The sequence below is a fragment of the Hypericibacter adhaerens genome (assembly GCF_008728835.1).
Classification (GTDB): domain Bacteria; phylum Pseudomonadota; class Alphaproteobacteria; order Dongiales; family Dongiaceae; genus Hypericibacter; species Hypericibacter adhaerens.
In genome coordinates, this window is record NZ_CP042582.1 from 580,712 (window position 1) to 596,761 (window position 16,050).

The 16,050-nt window shown below is 68.3% G+C and carries 18 protein-coding genes and 1 riboswitch; of the genes, 8 read left to right on the top strand and 10 right to left on the bottom strand.

From position 1 onward, the window contains the following. Nucleotides 1-2 precede the first annotated feature (2 nt). A complete protein-coding gene (gene rnpA, locus FRZ61_RS02580) occupies nucleotides 3-392 on the bottom strand; it encodes a ribonuclease P protein component (RefSeq protein WP_151114834.1) in 390 nt (129 codons plus the stop codon). Nucleotides 393-408: 16 nt separating this feature from the next. Then, nucleotides 409-543: a 50S ribosomal protein L34 gene (gene rpmH, locus FRZ61_RS02585; RefSeq protein WP_151114835.1), complete on the bottom strand. Its 135-nt coding sequence runs from the start codon at nucleotides 541-543 to the stop codon at nucleotides 409-411. A 395-nt stretch (nucleotides 544-938) separates the two neighbouring features. Between rpmH and FRZ61_RS02590 the strand changes: the two genes are divergently transcribed. Genes FRZ61_RS02590 through FRZ61_RS02600 form a run of 3 tightly spaced genes read left to right on the top strand, consistent with a single transcriptional unit; the run spans nucleotide 939 to nucleotide 4,593 of the window. Continuing rightward, entirely contained in the window at nucleotides 939-1,757 is an 819-nt protein-coding gene (locus FRZ61_RS02590; protein ID WP_151114836.1) for a TVP38/TMEM64 family protein, read from the top strand. Nucleotides 1,758-1,768: 11 nt separating this feature from the next. After that, nucleotides 1,769-3,196 carry a dihydrolipoyl dehydrogenase family protein gene (locus FRZ61_RS02595; protein WP_151114837.1) on the top strand — a complete coding sequence of 476 codons (1,428 nt, stop codon included), beginning with the start codon at nucleotides 1,769-1,771 and terminating at the stop codon, nucleotides 3,194-3,196. Further along, on the top strand, nucleotides 3,193-4,593 hold the full coding sequence (locus FRZ61_RS02600) for a sensor histidine kinase (RefSeq protein ID WP_191909266.1): 1,401 nt from the start codon (nucleotides 3,193-3,195) through the stop codon (nucleotides 4,591-4,593). Before FRZ61_RS02595 ends, FRZ61_RS02600 begins: the two co-directional genes overlap by 4 nt. Nucleotides 4,594-4,607: 14 nt before the next feature. On the opposite strand, the gene FRZ61_RS02605 is transcribed toward FRZ61_RS02600, so the two are convergent. Further along, a complete protein-coding gene (locus tag FRZ61_RS02605) occupies nucleotides 4,608-6,062 on the bottom strand; it encodes a DUF1254 domain-containing protein (protein WP_191909267.1) in 1,455 nt (484 codons plus the stop codon). Between the two features lie 361 nt (nucleotides 6,063-6,423). Between FRZ61_RS02605 and FRZ61_RS02610 the strand changes: the two genes are divergently transcribed. Then, entirely contained in the window at nucleotides 6,424-6,618 is a 195-nt protein-coding gene (locus tag FRZ61_RS02610) for a hypothetical protein (RefSeq protein ID WP_151114840.1), read from the top strand. Between the two features lie 26 nt (nucleotides 6,619-6,644). Here FRZ61_RS02610 and FRZ61_RS02615 read toward each other — a convergent pair whose 3' ends face one another. Next, entirely contained in the window at nucleotides 6,645-7,847 is a 1,203-nt protein-coding gene (locus tag FRZ61_RS02615; RefSeq protein WP_151114841.1) for a class I SAM-dependent rRNA methyltransferase, read from the bottom strand. A 177-nt stretch (nucleotides 7,848-8,024) separates the two neighbouring features. Continuing rightward, the gene (gene ggt / locus FRZ61_RS02620; protein ID WP_151114842.1) at nucleotides 8,025-9,764 is read right to left on the bottom strand and encodes a gamma-glutamyltransferase; all 1,740 of its coding nucleotides are present in this window, start codon (nucleotides 9,762-9,764) and stop codon (nucleotides 8,025-8,027) included. A gap of 143 nt (nucleotides 9,765-9,907) precedes the next feature. On the opposite strand from ggt, the gene FRZ61_RS02625 reads away from it, so the two are divergent. From FRZ61_RS02625 to panC, 3 genes are all read left to right on the top strand, one after another. After that, complete coding sequence (locus FRZ61_RS02625; RefSeq protein WP_151114843.1) at nucleotides 9,908-10,411, top strand: potassium channel family protein; 504 nt, start codon at nucleotides 9,908-9,910, stop codon at nucleotides 10,409-10,411. Between the two features lie 242 nt (nucleotides 10,412-10,653). Next, nucleotides 10,654-11,475: a 3-methyl-2-oxobutanoate hydroxymethyltransferase gene (panB, locus tag FRZ61_RS02630; protein ID WP_151114844.1), complete on the top strand. Its 822-nt coding sequence runs from the start codon at nucleotides 10,654-10,656 to the stop codon at nucleotides 11,473-11,475. Nucleotides 11,476-11,499: 24 nt separating this feature from the next. Further along, nucleotides 11,500-12,387, top strand: a complete 888-nt coding sequence (panC, locus tag FRZ61_RS02635; RefSeq protein ID WP_151114845.1) for a pantoate--beta-alanine ligase — start codon at nucleotides 11,500-11,502, stop codon at nucleotides 12,385-12,387. Nucleotides 12,388-12,451: 64 nt separating this feature from the next. Here panC and FRZ61_RS02640 read toward each other — a convergent pair whose 3' ends face one another. From FRZ61_RS02640 to FRZ61_RS02650, 3 genes are read right to left on the bottom strand one after another with little or no spacing between them, the layout of a single operon-like run. After that, nucleotides 12,452-13,213: a CbtA family protein gene (locus FRZ61_RS02640; RefSeq protein WP_151114846.1), complete on the bottom strand. Its 762-nt coding sequence runs from the start codon at nucleotides 13,211-13,213 to the stop codon at nucleotides 12,452-12,454. Between the two features lie 29 nt (nucleotides 13,214-13,242). Next, entirely contained in the window at nucleotides 13,243-13,434 is a 192-nt protein-coding gene (locus tag FRZ61_RS02645; protein ID WP_151114847.1) for a CbtB domain-containing protein, read from the bottom strand. Next, nucleotides 13,431-13,715 (bottom strand): hypothetical protein, encoded by a 285-nt coding sequence (locus tag FRZ61_RS02650; RefSeq protein ID WP_151114848.1) that lies wholly within the window; start codon nucleotides 13,713-13,715, stop codon nucleotides 13,431-13,433. The genes FRZ61_RS02645 and FRZ61_RS02650 overlap by 4 nt, the downstream gene beginning before the upstream one ends. A gap of 174 nt (nucleotides 13,716-13,889) precedes the next feature. Continuing rightward, nucleotides 13,890-14,102: riboswitch (cobalamin riboswitch) on the bottom strand. A gap of 183 nt (nucleotides 14,103-14,285) precedes the next feature. Here FRZ61_RS02650 and FRZ61_RS02655 point away from each other — a divergent pair. Continuing rightward, the gene (locus FRZ61_RS02655) at nucleotides 14,286-14,912 is read left to right on the top strand and encodes a sulfocyanin-like copper-binding protein (protein WP_191909268.1); all 627 of its coding nucleotides are present in this window, start codon (nucleotides 14,286-14,288) and stop codon (nucleotides 14,910-14,912) included. Between the two features lie 33 nt (nucleotides 14,913-14,945). Here FRZ61_RS02655 and gpt read toward each other — a convergent pair whose 3' ends face one another. Beyond that, nucleotides 14,946-15,425, bottom strand: coding sequence for a xanthine phosphoribosyltransferase (gpt, locus tag FRZ61_RS02660; RefSeq protein WP_151114849.1), 480 nt, complete (start codon nucleotides 15,423-15,425; stop codon nucleotides 14,946-14,948). Nucleotides 15,426-15,493: 68 nt separating this feature from the next. Continuing rightward, nucleotides 15,494-15,934 (bottom strand): DUF4864 domain-containing protein, encoded by a 441-nt coding sequence (locus tag FRZ61_RS02665; RefSeq protein ID WP_151114850.1) that lies wholly within the window; start codon nucleotides 15,932-15,934, stop codon nucleotides 15,494-15,496. Nucleotides 15,935-16,050 lie beyond the last annotated feature (116 nt).

Genomic DNA, 16,050 nt, shown 5'->3' on the forward strand with positions numbered 1-16,050 from the left:
CGTCAGTGCCGGGTCCGATAGAGCTTCAGATGCTTCAATCCCGCCGCCAGGTCGGCCAGGAGATCCACATAGGCTCTCGTCAGCGTGCCGGCCCTTGCCACCAGCACATAGTCATGATCGGCCGCCGCGTAAGCCCGCATGACCGTTTCGCTCGCCGACTTGAGGCGACGCCGCGCCCGGTTGCGCGCCACCGCATTGCCGACCTTGCGGCTGGCGGTGAAGCCGATCCGTAACGCCGCCGTGCCGGGCGAATCGACCGCGCCGGCGGCAGGACTGCCGTCGGTCGGTTGCTTGCGGGCCTGCAGGATCAATCCCGGCGCGACGAACTTCCGTCCGCTCGCCGCGACTGCCAGGAACTCCTGGCGCCGCTTCAGTCTGGCGAGCTGCGCCAAAGGAGGCTCGAAGGCCTTAAGCGCTCAGGCGCTTGCGGCCCTTGGCGCGGCGCGACGCGATGACCTTGCGGCCGCCCACGGTCGCCATGCGGGCCCGGAAGCCATGCCGGCGCTTGCGGACGAGCACACTGGGTTGGTAGGTGCGCTTCACGATGAAGTCTCCGAAATCTCGGGAAAGCTTGGGAAATTGCCGGCGCTGTATAAGGGTTGGACGCGCCCGAGTCAACGACAGCGGAGGCCTCGATGGCGGTTCCCGCCCCTGAAACCCGACTGAAACACTCGGTTGTTATAGGGGCGCGGCCGGCCGGGGCCGGCAAACAGGCGGCTTCGGCCTTGCATCCGAGGCCGCAACGGCGCGGGTAGAGGCCGGGACGGGAGCACCCCATTTTTGCAGTGGGGCCGCCACTTGGCAGCTGCCTGAAGATCGGGCGATGCGGCGAGGCTGCTCTATGGCCTTCGGAGGCGAGAGAATGTTAGAGGGGCGCCCAGGGATCTCCCGCCGGGTGGCGATTCGGGGCCGTCGGCCTTTCCGGGACAGGATGACGCATGGCCGACGATCGCGAGCCGCCTGACATGACGCCGTCCGCCGGTCCGGCGCCGGGCGTGCCGACCCATCTCGAGCTGGATGAGCGGGCGCTGGCGCGGATGGAACGCCCCCTCTGGCATCGGGTGGCGGCGCTGGGCGCCGGGCTCCTGCTGCTGGCGCTCGCCGTCGGTTTCGGTCTCAACCGCTATTTCGACTGGAACACGCTGCAGACGCATCGCGACGAGCTGCGGATGCTGGTCGATTCCTATTGGTATCTCGTGATCCCGGTTTATCTCCTGCTCTACGCCGTGATCGTGGTGAGCTCGGTGCCGGGCTGCGTGGTGATGACGATCGTCGGCGGGTTCCTGTTCGGCCAGCTCTGGGGCAGCCTGCTTGCCGCGACCGGGGCCACGCTGGGGGCGACGATCGTTTTCGTCGTGGCGCGGGGCGCGCTCGCTCCCTGGATCCGCCGTCGCGCCGGCCCCTGGATCCTCAAGATCGAGCGCGGCTTTGCCGAGAATGGCTTGAGCTTCCTCCTGGTGCTGCGGCTGATCCCGATCTTCCCCTTCTTCATCCTGAACCTGGTGCTGCCCTTCGTCGGGCTGCCGCTGCGCCGCTATGTGCTGGGAACCTTCTTCGGCATCCTGCCGGCCAACTTCATCTATGGCAGCTTCGGCGCCGGCCTCGGCGCGCTCTTCGACCGCGGCGGCACGGTGACGCTGCGCTCGATCCTGACGCCGGAGATGGTGATGGCGCTCAGCGGGCTGGCGCTCCTGGCCCTGCTGCCGGTGGCCTACAAGTTCTGGCAGCACCGCCGCCGGTCGCGCAGCCGGGCCTGAAGGCGGTCGCCATGCCCGAACCCCTCCGTGCGGATCTCTGTGTCATTGGCGCCGGCTCGGGCGGGCTCAATGTCGCCGCGGCCGGTGCCCAGCTCGGTCTGTCGACCGTGCTGATCGAAGGCGGCGAGATGGGCGGCGATTGCCTGAACAGCGGCTGCGTGCCCTCCAAGGCCTTGATCGCCGCGGCGCGGGTCGCGACCCAGCACCGCCTGAGCGCCGCTTTCGGCGTCGACTATGCGCCGCCGCGGATCGATTTCGCACGGGTGCGCGCGCATGTGAAGGAAGCGATCGCTGCGATCGAGCCGCACGATTCGCAGGCGCGTTATGAAGGGCTGGGTGTCCGCGTGGTCCGCGCCATGGCGCGCTTCACCGGTCCCGACCGGCTGATCGCCGGCGAGCAGGAGATCGCGGCACGGCGCTTCTGCATCGCCACGGGCGCCAATCCGGCAATCCCCGATATCGTCGGCCTCGATCAGGTTCCCTTCCGCACGCTCAACGACATCTTCGATCTCGAGACGCTGCCCTCGCATCTGCTGATCATCGGCGGCGGCTCGGGCGGCTGCGAGCTCGGCCAGGCCTTTCGCCGGCTGGGTGCCCGGGTCACGATCCTGGAGATGAAGTGCCTGTTGGGCGATGCGGACCCCGAGCTGGTCGAGGTGGTGCGCCGCCGCCTCTGCGCCGAGGGTGTCGTCTTGCGCGAGGGTGCGCAGGCGATCTCGGTCTCGCGCCAGGGCGCCAATCTGCGGCTGACGCTGCAGGAGGATTCGAAGCGCGATACGATCGAAGGCAGCCATCTGCTGGTGGCCGCGGGGCGGGTGCCGGCCAGCGACGGGCTCGGGCTCGAGGCGGCCGGCATCGCCCGCCAGGGCAAGGCCATCACGATCGACGGGCGTTGCCGCACCTCGAACCGGCGCGTCTGGGCGATCGGCGACGTGACCGGCGGGCCGCAATTCACCCATTGGGCGAGCCACCAGGCCCTGGTGGTCATCAAGTCGATGATGCTCCGCCTGCCGGCGCGCACGCGGCCCCTGATCCTGCCGCGGGTGACCTTCACCGATCCCGAGCTGGCCCAGGTGGGAATGACGGAGGTCGAGGCCCGCGCCGCCGGCCACGACCGGCTGGTCGTGCGGCGCTGGCCCTTCGCCGAGAACGATCGTGCGGAAACCGACCGGACGACAGCCGGATTCGTCAAGCTGGTGGCGACCCCGAAGGGCAGGATATTGGGTGCCGGGATCGCGGGCGTCTCGGCCGGCGAGCTGATCCAGAGCTGGTCCCTGGCGCTAGCTGCGGGGCTCTCCTTGCGCGCCTTTACCGAGATGATCACGGTCTATCCGACCTTGGGCGACGCCAGCAAGCGCGCGGCCTCGGGTTTCTATGCCGAGCGCCTGCTCAACGACCGCACGCGGCGATGGGTGAGGTGGATGGCGCGATGGTCATGATCCGGCCCCGCCGCACGCTGCCGGCGCTTTGGCGCAGCCTCTCGGCGCGCCTCCTGGTGCTGACGATCGCCTTCGTGATGGTGAGCGAGGTGCTGATCTTCGTGCCCTCGATCGCCTCCTTCCGGCTCAAATATCTGGAGGAGCGGATCGCGGCGGCCAACATCGCCGTGCTGGCGCTGCTGGCCACGCCCGACGCCATGGTGAGCGACGAGCTCGAAATGGAGCTCCTGTCCCAGGCGGGCGCCTATGTGGTGGGCATGCGGCGCCCCGACGGCAAGAAGCTGATGCTGGGCATGGAGGACAGCATCCCCGCCATCGACGCGCAATTCGACCTGCGCCAGCACAACCCGCTGAAATCCGTCGGCGACGCGGTCATGGCGCTGCTTCACACGCACAACCGGATCATCCGCGTGGTCGGGGTCTCGCCGCGCCACAACGAGACCGAGGTCGAGATCGTCATCGACGAGGCGCCGCTCCATGCGGCGATGCTCGACTACGGCGTGCAGGTGCTGACCGTCTCGATCGTGATCTCGCTGGTAACGGCGAGTCTCGTCTACTTGGCATTACAGTGGTGGATGGTGCGGCCGATCCGGCGCATGACCGAGAGCATGATCGCCTTCCGCGGCGATCCCGAGGATCTGTCGCGGCCGCTCAAGGTCGAGCGCCGCTCGGACGAGATCGGCGTGGCCCAGGCCGAGCTCGCGGAGATGCAGGCGGGCCTGCGCGCCTCGCTGCAGCAGAAGACCCGGCTCGCGGCGCTGGGCACCGCCGTCACCAAGATCAGCCACGATCTGCGCAACATGCTGGCGACGGCGCAGCTCGTCTCCGACCGCCTGGTCGCGAGCGCCGATCCGCAGGTGAAGCGCGCGGCCCCGACCCTGGTGGCGGCGATCGACCGCGCGGTCGAGCTCTGCACCCGCACGCTCGATTTCACGCGCGAGGGTCCCCCGCGTCTCGATTACCGCCGCTTCGCGCTCAAGGGCCTGGTCTACGAGATCGGCCAGGGCGGCCTCGCCAACGGCAAGACCCGGCTGGTCGATGCCGTGGGGGAGATCGAGCTCGAGGCCGACCGCGACCAGTTCTATCGCGTGCTCTCCAATCTGGTGCGTAACGCCGCCGAGGCCGGGGCGGTCGAGGTGACGGTGTCGGCCGCGATCCAGGGCGACCGGGCCATCATCGAGGTCCGCGACGACGGCCCGGGCCTGCCGCCGCGCGCCCGGCAGAACCTGTTCACGCCCTTCGCGGGCTCGGCGCGCGCCGGCGGTTCCGGCCTCGGCCTCGCTATCGCCCGCGAGCTGACCCATGCCCATGGCGGCGAGCTCACGCTGGTCCAGAGCGACCAGGCCGGCACGGTCTTCCGCATCGACCTGCCGGCCCGCCGCCGGGCGGCGGCCTGATCCCGGGTGCCGGGCTAGGGCATCTCTTCGATATCGCCCAGCTGCCAGGACTTGTCGAAGTAAGCCTGTTTCGGGCCGTAGAGACGGAAATAAGTGAACCACCCCTTTCCCGGCACCGTTTGCACGAAATTGGCATTGGCGCCGGGCGGCGGGTTCGGACCGAAATAGAGATCGACCGTTCCGTCCGGGTTGACGGCCAGCCCTTCCTTTCGCGACGAGATGTCGGCCGCACCTTGCGGGGTGATCAAGGGGCCGCGCGTCATGTTGTCGTAAAGCGTGAAGGACCAGAACTGCTCGACCGGCGCATCGGCCGGCACGCGCAGATGATAGCTCTTGCCACCATCGAGCCAAGCGCCGTCCTTGTCCTTCTGCGCTTCCAGATAGACTTGGCCGAAACCAAGCGTGCGGCCTTGCATGCCGACGGTGTTGCCGATCGCCTCGTAGTACCAGGAGCCGCGCTCGTCGATCTGACCATAGCCCCTGAAGGTCTGATCGAGCTCGACCATGTTGGCATATTCCCAGTGCTTGCCGTCCCAGACCTCGTTGCCCTCGACCCGCTTCGCATAGGCCGTGGCGCGGCCGAGCATGTCGCCGAGGACGGCCGCTTCGGTGAGTATCTTCTTTTGGCGCTCGTCGGGAGCGAACGGCTTTCCATGCTCGATGCCGAGCGGTAGCAGCATGCCGTAGAAGAAACGGTCCCGCTCCTCGGGTTCTTCGGGTTCCAGCACGTCATGGAGCCATTGCCAGTAGCGCAGGTCGCGGGGCTGCTCCGACGTCCAGTCCTTGCCGCCGACGGGGATGAATTTCGTCTGCGGCGGTCGCTGCCGATCGTCATAGGCGTAGAGCTGATAGCCGCGAACGACGGCCTCCGCCGCCACGGGGTCGGACCCGAGGCCGCGGGTCGCAAACCAGATCTGGTTGGTGGGCGAGCGCAGGACGTTGAACTCCGGATTGACGATGGCGTCCCCCGTGGGTGGAAGGATCAGGTATTTGCCGCCTTGCCCCTTGTCCGGTCCGGTCTGGCCGACATCGGTGATCGGCCGCTGCCAGATATCCAGCACGCCGCCGGCCGAGGCGCCTTTCGGCACGATGACGACCAGGGGCCCCTGCGTCGCCAGGTTCCAGAAGCTCATCGCATAGATCGTGGTCAGGTTGGGCGTGAGCATCCCGGTCTTGTCCTTCAGCGTCACGTAAAGCACGACATCGCCGTCCTTGGCCCCGAAGATGTTCAGCTGGGCAAGATGCAGACCGTGGAATCCGACCGCGGGCAGCCCCCAGAGATAGGCCTGGGTGGCGCGCTGGAAATCGCTCTCGTCGAAGATCTTCTGCGTCGCTTCGGGCGTCGGGTAGCCGTTGACGATCTCGAGCGGCCCGATATGCGTTTCGACCGTTTCCGCTCTCACGGAACTGGTAAGACCCGTTGCGAGGAGGATGCCGGCGGCGAGCGCGTTGTACGCGACGGACTTCATGCTGGACCGGGCCATGGCAGGTCCGGCGAAACCGGCAAGAGGGCCGAGCAGGCATGCGACACGGAAGGCCTTCATGACGTCCACCCCCGGGCAACCTGGCGGCCATCATCGCATGCGGCACGACAGGCGGCCAGATTGGCGGCGGCCCGACGCACATCCGTCATAAGCGCAAGGCCAAGCCTCGCGGCTGGGAGGGCTTGGGGCTCGGCCCGGGGCTTTCCGGCATCTCGGCGTCGGCCTCGGCCCGCTTTACCCAAGGGCCGCGGTCGGTGAAAACCGCTTGCGAAAGGTGCGAAGTCCCTTATCTTTCGCCCACTTGGCGCGGCGGAAGGCCGGCGCCAGAGGTCATGGAGCGAGAGCGATGGGTAATGCGGGAAACTGGATTCTGTCCGGCCTGGTGGCGCTGATGGGCCTCATCGGCCTGTTCGTGGCGGCCCGCGGCGGCCATTCGATGCCCTATTGGGGCGGCCTCGTGTTCTTCGCCTTCGCCGTGCTGTTCGTGTTCTTCATGATCAAGCGCGGCTTCGATCACGCCGAGCGCCACAAGTCGCACTGATCGCTTGCGCGACGGCGGTTCCGCCGTCAGTCGATCTGCAGCAACAGCCCTTTGAGATAGGCGGTCTCCGGCAGGGCCGGATGGACCGGGTGGTCGGGTGCGGCCCCGGTCGAGGCCAGGATGCGCGCCGTCCGCGCCAGATCGTGGATGCCGCGGCGCACCTCCTCGGCGAAGGCCGCGGCCTCCATGTTGTGCGAGCAGGAGGCGATGAAGAGGAATCCGCCGGGACGAACGCAGGCGGCGGAAAGCCGTGCCAGCTTGCGGTAGGCGCGCGAGCCCTGGCCCAGATCCTTCTTCGATTTGACGAAAGCCGGCGGGTCGGCCACCACGATGTCGAAATCCTGATGCGCCGCGGCCAGGGTCTCGAGCTCGGTGAAGGCATCGGCGCGGCGGAAACGGCAGCGAGACCCAAGCCCGTTCAGGGCCGCCGCCTGTTCGGCCAGCGCCAGCGCCGCCTCCGAGCGGTCGACCGCGGTCACCTCCTCGGCCCCGGCCGCCGCCGCGGTCAGCGCGAAGCCGCCGCAATAGCTGTAGACGTCGAGCACGCGCAGCCCCTTGGCCAGTGACGCGACGCGCGCGCGGTTCTCGCGCTGATCGAAGAACCAGCCGGTCTTCTGTCCTTCGCGCGGATCGGCCAGGAGACGCACGCCGTTCTCCTCGAGCGCGAGCGGACCCTCCAGCGCGCCCGCGATCGGCCGCACATAGGTCTCGAGACCTTCGAGCTTGCGGGTCGGGCTGTCGTTGCGCAGCAGCAGCGATTGCGGTTTCAGCACGGTGTCGATGGCCTCGACCAGCGGATCGAGCAGCCGCTCCATGCCGGCGCTGTTGGTCTGCAGTACCAGATGGCCGTCGAAACGGTCGAGCACCACGCCCGGCAGCCCGTCCGCCTCGGCATGGACGAGGCGATAGAACGGCTTGTCGTAGAGCCGCTCGCGCAGGGCCAGCGCATGCTCCAGCCGGCGCGCGAAGAAGAGGGCGTCGAGGGCGAGCTCCGGGTCCGGATCGAGCAGCCGGCCCGCGATCAGGCTGTGCGGGTTGAAGATCGCCGTGCCCAGCGCGCGCCCATCCTCGGCCTTGATCCGTACCACGCTCCCCGGCGGCAGCGCCTTCACTGCCGGCGCCATCTCGATCTCGTTCGAATAGATCCAGGGATGACCCGCCAGCGCACGCCGCTGCGCGCCCTTGCGGAGCTGGACGGTGGGGCGGTCGGTGGTTGGGGTGGCGCTCATGGCGCGCGCACTCTGCCGCGCGGGATGCGGTGGGGCAAGCGTCGACACTGAGTCTGTGGCTCCCCTCCCCCTACCCCCTCCCGCAAGGGGAGGGGGCGAGATGTTTGTTGTTCCAGCCCCCTCCCCTTGCGGGAGGGGGTAGGGGGAGGGGTGATCGAAGAGCGCGATATGTCCGCTCTAATCCCCCAGCACCGCGCTCTCCCGCCGCGGGTCGCCGCCGCCGAGGAGGCCGTCGGGAGTAAGGCGGATCGAGTTGAGGCCGCTGGTCATGTCGGTGAAGCGCACGTCATGGCCGAGCTTCGCGAGATCGGGCGCGATGGTGCTCAATTCCGTCCCGGCCTCGAGCTCGGTGGCGCCGTTGCGGTTGACGAAGTTGGGCAGGGCCGCGGCCGAGGCCGGATCGAGCCCGCCATCGAGCATCGCGATCACGGCCTTCGTCACATAGCCGATGATGGCGCTGCCGCCGGGTGAGCCGGTGACGAGAACGAGCCGGCCCTCGCGGTCGAGCACCATCACCGGCGTGATCGAGCTGCGCGGGCGCTTGCCGGGCTCGACCCGGTTGGCCACGGGCTTGCCGTCGCTCTCCGGCGTCGCGGCGAAATCGGTGAGCTCGTTGTTGAGCAGGAAGCCGCGCACCATGAGCTTGGAGCCGAAAGCGCTCTCGATCGTCTGGGTGAGGCTGACGGCATTGCCCTCGTCGTCGACGATGCTGAGCTGGGTGGTGCCGGCGGGATCGTACTGCGCCGTCGGCAGCGCGTAGGCCTGCGCCGAGGGCGGCGTGCCGGGCAGGGCCTTGCCCATGCTGCAGCTGGTCTCGATCTGCCGCGCGCGCTCGGCGAGATAGGTGCGGTTGAGCAAGCCCTCGGTCGGCACCTTCACGAAATCGGGATCGCCCAGATAGGCCGCGCGATCGGCATAGGCGAGCTTTTCGGCCTGGGTCACGAGATGCAGGCTTGGGAGATCGCCCGTTCCCGGCGCGCCCATCTCATGCGGTTCGAGCATGGTGAGGATCTGCAGCAGCGCCACCCCGCCGGAGCTGGGCGGCGGCACGCTGCAGACCTGCCAGTCGCGATAGGGCCGGCAGAGCGCCCCGGTCGCATGGGCGCGATAGGCGGCGAGATCCGCCATCGTCATGGGCACGGGATGACGCCAGGCCTGGCTGACCGTGGCGGCGATGTCGGCGGCGATGGGGCCGCGATAGAACGCGTCCGGACCTTCGGCCGCGATCGTCTTCAGCGTCTCGGCGAATTCGGGATTGCGCAGCAGCGTGCCGACGGGCTTGGGCTTGCCGTCGGGCTGATAGAAATAGCGCGCGGCCGTGGGCGATTGCGGCAGATAGGTATCGTCCGCCAGGAGCTGCACCAGGCGCGGCGACATCGCGAAGCCGCTTTCGGCGAGCTTGATCGCGGGCTGGAACAGAGTGGACCAGGGCAGCTTGCCGAGCTGCTGATGCGCCTGCTCGTACAGGGCGAGAATGCCGGGCACGCCGACCGAGAGTCCGCTCGCCTGCGCATCCTCGAACCCGAGCGGCTTGCCGTCGGGCCCGAGGAAACGATCGGGCTTGGCCGCGGCCGGCGCCGTCTCGCGGCCTTCGAAGGCCTGGACGGTCTTCCGCTTCGCGTCATAGGCGAGCATGAAGCCGCCGCCGCCCAATCCCGAGGATTGCGGCTCGACCAGGTTGAGCACGAGCGCGGCGGCGATGGCCGCGTCGACGGCGCTGCCGCCCTGGCGAAGAATCTCGCGCCCGGCTTCGGCCGCCAGCGGATTGGCGGCGACGATGAGGTGACGCTTCGCCAGGACGGCCGGGCTCGATTGCCGGCCGGTGGCGGCTTCCGGCGCTGCAACCTCGCTGCCGGCGGTCTCGATTTTGCCGGTCGAGCAGGGCGCCAGCGGCCCGTTGCAGGCCGCCAGCCCCATGACGAGGATCAAGGACAGAAACGGGAAAAGCCGCGCCAGGATGCCACCGGGCGATTTACGCCCGTCACGGGAAAGAGGCAGTGTTATCCGGTGCGCGGGCGGCACCGCTTCCGGTAGAAGCGCCCGCGGGTAAAGGAGATTTCATGTTCATCGGCATGGCCGTGAGCAGCCTGCTCGTTCTGGTTTGCATCCTGATTCATTACGAGGTTTTGCGGGTCGTGTCCTCGCTGTTGCCAGGCCCCGACTGGATGGGCCTGCGCGGCCGCATGGGACTCGTGGTGCTGGCCTGCTTCGCCGCCCATACGGTGGAGGTCTGGGTCTTCGCCGGCGGCTACTACTTCCTCGCCGATCATTTCGCGCTGAGCGGCGTCGCCGGCGAGAAGGAGATCGATTTTCCGGACCTGGTCTATTTCTCGGTGGTGACCTACAGCACCATCGGCTTCGGCGATCTCTATCCGGTCGGGGGCGCGCGTCTTCTGGCCGGCGTCGAAGCGGTGGTGGGCCTGCTGATGATCGGCTGGTCGGCTTCCTTCACCTATCTGGTGATGGAGCGGTTCTGGCCCCTGCATCGGGTCCGGCCGCGGTCGAGGGTGGCCGACGAAGAGCTGCCGGCTCCCCGGCGCCTCTGGCACCGCCTGCCGGAGTGAGCCGTTAAGCCATTGGTTCAAGGATTGAAAAGGTCGTAGGCCCCGATATCTGGAAGGAATTTTGCAACGGCGAAGGCCGTTGTGCGTTGCACCATTATTGGCGTAAAACCATTGGCGCAAATGTGCCGACCCTGACGGGGCGGGATCGGCCGCTGAATGTCGAAGCGGTTGGTGGCAGGGACCTTCAGACCGGCGGGCAACACAGGCTCGCCAGGCTCCGCTGCCGCCAGGAGGGTTCACGGATGAGCACCGTACGGCGGATCGGGCGGGTCTCGACGCCCGAGATCAAGGCACGCAAGGGCGGAGACCCGATCGTCTGTCTCACCGCCTACACCGCGCCCATGGCGCGACGGCTCGATTCCCATGTCGATCTGCTGCTGGTCGGCGATTCCCTGGGCGTGGTGCTCTACGGGTTCGACAACACCTTGCCGGTGACGCTGGAGATGATGATCGCGCACGGCGCCGCGGTGCGCCGCGGCAGCGAGCGCGCCTGCCTCGTGGTCGATCTGCCCTTCGGCAGCTATCAGGAATCGCCCGCGGTCGCCTATCGCGCGGCGGCGCGGCTGATGGCCGAGACCGGCTGCTCGGGCGTCAAGCTCGAGGGCGGGCGCGAGATGGCGGCGACCGTGGCCTTCCTGGTCGAGCGCGGCATCCCGGTGATGGGTCATGTCGGGCTGACGCCGCAATCGGTCAATGCGCTGGGCGGCTATCGCGCGCGCGGGCGCGACCCCGAGCAGCGCCAGGCGATCATGGCGGATGCGGAAGCGATCGCGGCGGCCGGTGCCTTTTCGATGGTGATCGAAGGGGTGATCGAGCCCCTGGCGCGCGCCATCACCGAGCGGGTCGCGGTGCCGACCATCGGCATCGGCGGTTCGCCCGCCTGCGATGGCCAGGTGCTGGTGATCGACGACCTGATCGGCATGTTCGACGGCTTCACGCCGAAATTCGTCAAGCGCTATGCCGAGATCGGCGATCAGGTGGCGGCCGCGGCGGCGGCCTATGCCGCCGACGTCAAGGCGCGGCGCTTTCCCGCCAAGGAACATCTCTACGGCGTCGAAAGCTGACCGGGTCCTCCTTCGGACAACAGCATGGCGGCCCCGGCTCAACCCTCGACGGCAGGCGAGACACCCGTGCTGCGCACGGTGGCGGAGCTGCGCGCGCAGGTCGCCCAGTGGCGCGGCGCCGGCGAGACGGTCGGGCTGGTGCCGACCATGGGCGCGCTCCATGAAGGCCATCTGACGCTGGTGCGCCGGGCCAAGGCGGAGTGCCGCCGCGCGGTGGCGACGCTCTTCGTCAACCCGACCCAGTTCGCGCCGACCGAGGATTTCGACGCCTATCCCCGCGACGAGGCGAAGGACCGCGCGCTCCTGGCCACGGCCGGCTGCGATCTGCTCTTCGCGCCCTCGGTCGAGGCCGTCTATCCGCCGGGCTTCTCGACGGTGGTCGAGGTGAAGGGCCTGACGCGCCATCTCGACGGACCCTTCCGGCCCGGCCATTTCGCCGGCGTCGCGACCGTGGTCTCGAAGCTGTTGCTGATGGCGGCGCCGACCCACGCCTATTTCGGCGAGAAGGATTTCCAGCAGCTCCAGGTGATCCGCCGTCTGGCGGGCGATCTCGACATTCCCGTCCGGATCGTGGGCGTGCCGACGGTTCGGGAAGCGGACAAGCTGGCCCTCTCGTCGCGCAACCGCTACATGACGCCCGCCCAGCGCGAGATCGCGGCCCGGCTGCCGCCGCTGATGCAGGCCCTGGTGACAAGGCTCGAAGGCGGCGCCAATGTCGAGGCGGTGCTGAATGAGGCGCGCGGGCAGTTCCCGGGGCTGGGCTTCGACCGGCTCGACTATCTCGAGCTGGCGGACGAGGCGACGCTGACGCCCTCGCCGCATCCGGCGGGGCCGGCCCGGCTCTTCGTCGCCGTCTGGCTCGGCCGCACCCGCCTCATCGACAACTGGCCGGTGCGGCTGCCTCAAAAGTGAAAGCCTCCCGCAGGCGCTGGCCCGCAGGAGGCTTTGGAAGGCGATGCCGTCCTTCGCCGGCGCTTCAGGCCGGCTTGACGAAGCGCTGGTAGAAATAGCCCGAGAGCGTGCCCAGCGCCGCCCAGAACACCAGGCTGGTGATCACGACCGCGACGATGAACTCGTGCGCGATCGATTCCGGAGCGGCACTTTCGGCATGGTCGAGCTGCGGTGCGCCGATGATATGCGGGATCACCAGCAAGGCCAGGCCCGCCACGCACCAGAGCGCCGTGCGGCCGAGGAACAGGCAGGCGAGCCCGCCACAGGCCGCGGCGACGGTGAAGACCCACCATATCTGGCGAGCGAGCAGGGGCGCCGCCTGCGTGCCGGGCACCTCGGGCGGCAGGCCCAGGCCCGGCGCCAGGGTGAAGGCGGCGAAGCCGGCCAGTCCCCAGAACAGGCCCTTTCGCCAGTTCATCTCGCCCCCGCGCAGCGCGAAGGCCGAGACCAGCAGCAGCGAGAAGCCGATGCCGGTCAGGAGATCGGCCAGCACGGTGAAGGCGTTGCGCTCGAAGCCGTCGGCCGGCTCCCACTCCGCCGCGCCATGCTCATGCTCGTCATGGCTCATGCCGGGCATGTTTTCCATGCTGTCGGACGTAGCAGCCGAAGAGTCGGTCGTCGCTGCCGTCGCGGTGTTCGCGGCGGCGGCTTCGTCGGCCGCCTTCTCATAGACCTCGGCCTTCAGGATCACCGGCACCGTGGCGAACTGATGCACCACCGTCACGAAGACGCCGGCAATCAGCCCCGCGAGGGCGGCAACGAAAATCAGCTTGCGAAACAATTCCATGGTCATGCCTCCCGAGGGAGCGCCGCGGCTCAGTGGCAGGGGAAGGCGTTGGAGTGGCGCACGTCATGGGCGGCGTTGTGGAACGCGCTGACATGCGAGAAGCCGACGCCGAAGATCAGGAAGACGCCGAGCAGGGCGGCCATGGCGACGGGAAGCGCACGGCTGGCGACGGAGCTCGTCGTGGTGTCATGGGCGGCGGTCTGGTGACGGTTGGTGCTCATATGAGGGACTCCTCGAACGATGACGATGGATGAAGACGGGAACGCCGCCGCTCGCCGGCGAAGCGGGCGAGACGGCTCGGCGAGAACTGGCTGACGATATCGAGCAGGCGATGCAGGGGGGCCGACAGGACCGGTCCCGGATGGCCGCTCTGATAGTCGAGCACGGCACGGGCAGCCAGGGCAGGATCGAGATCCGCCGGCAGCGCCATCACCCAGTCGAACAGGTTGAGGCGGTCCTCCTCCTGGCGATGGGTGTCGAGCGTCAGCAGCAGATCGAACAAGGCCGCCGCCGGAATCCCGGCGCCAACCCTCGAGCCCGCAGAGGCGAAAACGGTATCAGCGACCAAGGCATCCACCTCCGGCCATAGCCGGCATCGGCGTTGCCCCGGTTGGTCTGAACCGGAGAATCGGGATGGTGATCATGGCTTCCTCCAGGGCACCCCGCCCCGATGTTGAAATCCAAACCCTCGATGGCAGGTCTCCTGGCTTCGCGGGTCTCCGCCTGGCGCCGACCTTCCCGGTTTCCCAGTGGTCGTGAGGGCGACAGGCTCGCCGCTGACAGTTGCGGGGGCAGCCACGGTTTTGGCCCCGATTGGGTCGTCCGCACCGTGTTCCCTTTTGATCCCCTGGAATTCATCCGTCGGGGAACCATCGAGAATCGGACGGTGCCACCCTGAATCACCGGGTGTCAAGCGAGCGGAGGGAAGGGCCCCCAAGCGGCGCGGGAGCGACCGGTTTGGGAATGGATGCGACTCCCAGAACCGGCCCGGCGGCCGCTTGACTTGCGTCAAGGTGAGCGCCGCCGGAAGGCTCATTGTCGAAGCAGGTCACTCGATCCGGAGGAGGCGTCGATGAAATCGAAGATACGCAGTTGCCTGGCAGCGCTGGCCCTCGTTTGCACCTCGGCGGTCGCAGCCGGCGCGGCGGCGCCGTCCAGCACGGTGCGCGTTGCGCTCCTCGACATGACGGCCGTGGCGGGAGGCGGGGCCGGGGTCGGGATGATGGGCTACGGCCCCGGGATGATGGGTCCCTGGGGGGCAGGACCCGGGGCGGGCGGCATGATGGGTTACGGCCCGGGGATGATGGGCGCCTGGGGCAACGGGCCCAGTGGCGGGATGATGGGCGGTGGGATGATGGGTGGCGGGATGATGGGGCACGGCATGATGACGGTTCGCGCCGACCAGGACAGCGTGCCCGCCGGGACGGTGACGCTCGACATCACCAATTGGTCGCGCAGCGTCGTGCACGAGGTCCTGGTTGTCGCCGTGGACAGCCCGACGGCGCCCTTGCCCTATGACTACAACAGCTGGCGCGTGGTCGAGGACCAGATCAAGGTCGCCGGCGACAGCGGCGAGCTCTCGCCGAATGTGAGCAAGACCCTGGAGCTCAACCTGTCCCCCGGCACCTATCTCCTGATCTGCAATGTAGCGGGCCACTACGCCGCCGGCATGGCGCTGCCCTTGACCGTCACGCCCTAGCGAACCGCTTCTCTCGGCGGCCCCGACAAGGCTTCACCCGTTTCGCCGCTTGGCGATCGGCTGGATGAATTGGGGCTCGATGTCCCAGGGGAACAGGATCCAGGTGTCCTGGCTGACCTCGGTGACGTAGGTGTCGACCAAGGGCTTGCCGGCGGGCTTGGCATAGATGGTTGCGAAATGCGCCTTGGGCAGCATCTCGCGCACCGCCCGCGCGGTGCGGCCGGTATCGACCAGATCGTCCACAATGAGCCAGCCTTCGCCGTCGCTGGGCACGCCCTTCAGCACCTTGAGCTGGCCCTGGCTGAACTCGTCATAGCTGACGATGCAGACGGTATCGATGAGCCGGATATCGAGCTCGCGCGCCACGATGGCGGCCGGCACCAGTCCGCCGCGAGTGACGGCGGCGATGCCCTTGAAGGGGCCCATTTCCGAAAGGCGCCAGGCGAGCGCCTTGGCGTTGCGGTGCAGCTCCTCCCAGGTGACGGGGAAGCTCTTGTCCGGCGGTATTGTCATGGCCGGCACTTCTCCCGCGCCCGGCCCGGTGTCGTCAAGAGCGGGGCCGTCAAGAGCGGGAACGAGGATCAGGCGCTGAGATCGGGCATCCGGGTCATATAGACGCCGTTGATTCGCCAGGAGCCGTCGGGCTGCTTCTGCATCAGATAGATCATCAGGACGGGGATGCCGTCGGGACCCACCACCAGGACGTTCTGGGCCGGCCCCATCTCCTCGACCGACAGCTCCTCGAACTCGACCGTGCGCGGCCGGTAGACCTGGGGGTAGCCGCTGCGGACCATGGCCATGAAGTTGTTGGGGTTCTGGAACTTCTGCTGGATCGCCGGCGAGGCGAAGCCGAAGGCCGTCACGCCATCGTCATGGCGGAAGGCGTCGATCTGGTCCTCGATCACCTGTCGGATGGCGGTGGCATCGGCCGGTGCCAGGGCGCTGTCGCCGGCCAGGGCCGGCACCGAGAAGAGGCCGCCCAGCGCCAGGGCAGCCAGTGCCGCGAGGAAGCGAGCCCGCATCTGTCCCTTCCTTCCAGGCGCGGGATCGAGCGCCGCACCCTCCATCGAGACTAGGTCGCGGGGCTGGGGCTTCCAAGGGCTCGGGGGCGGGGCCAAAAAGAAACCGGCGCCCCCAG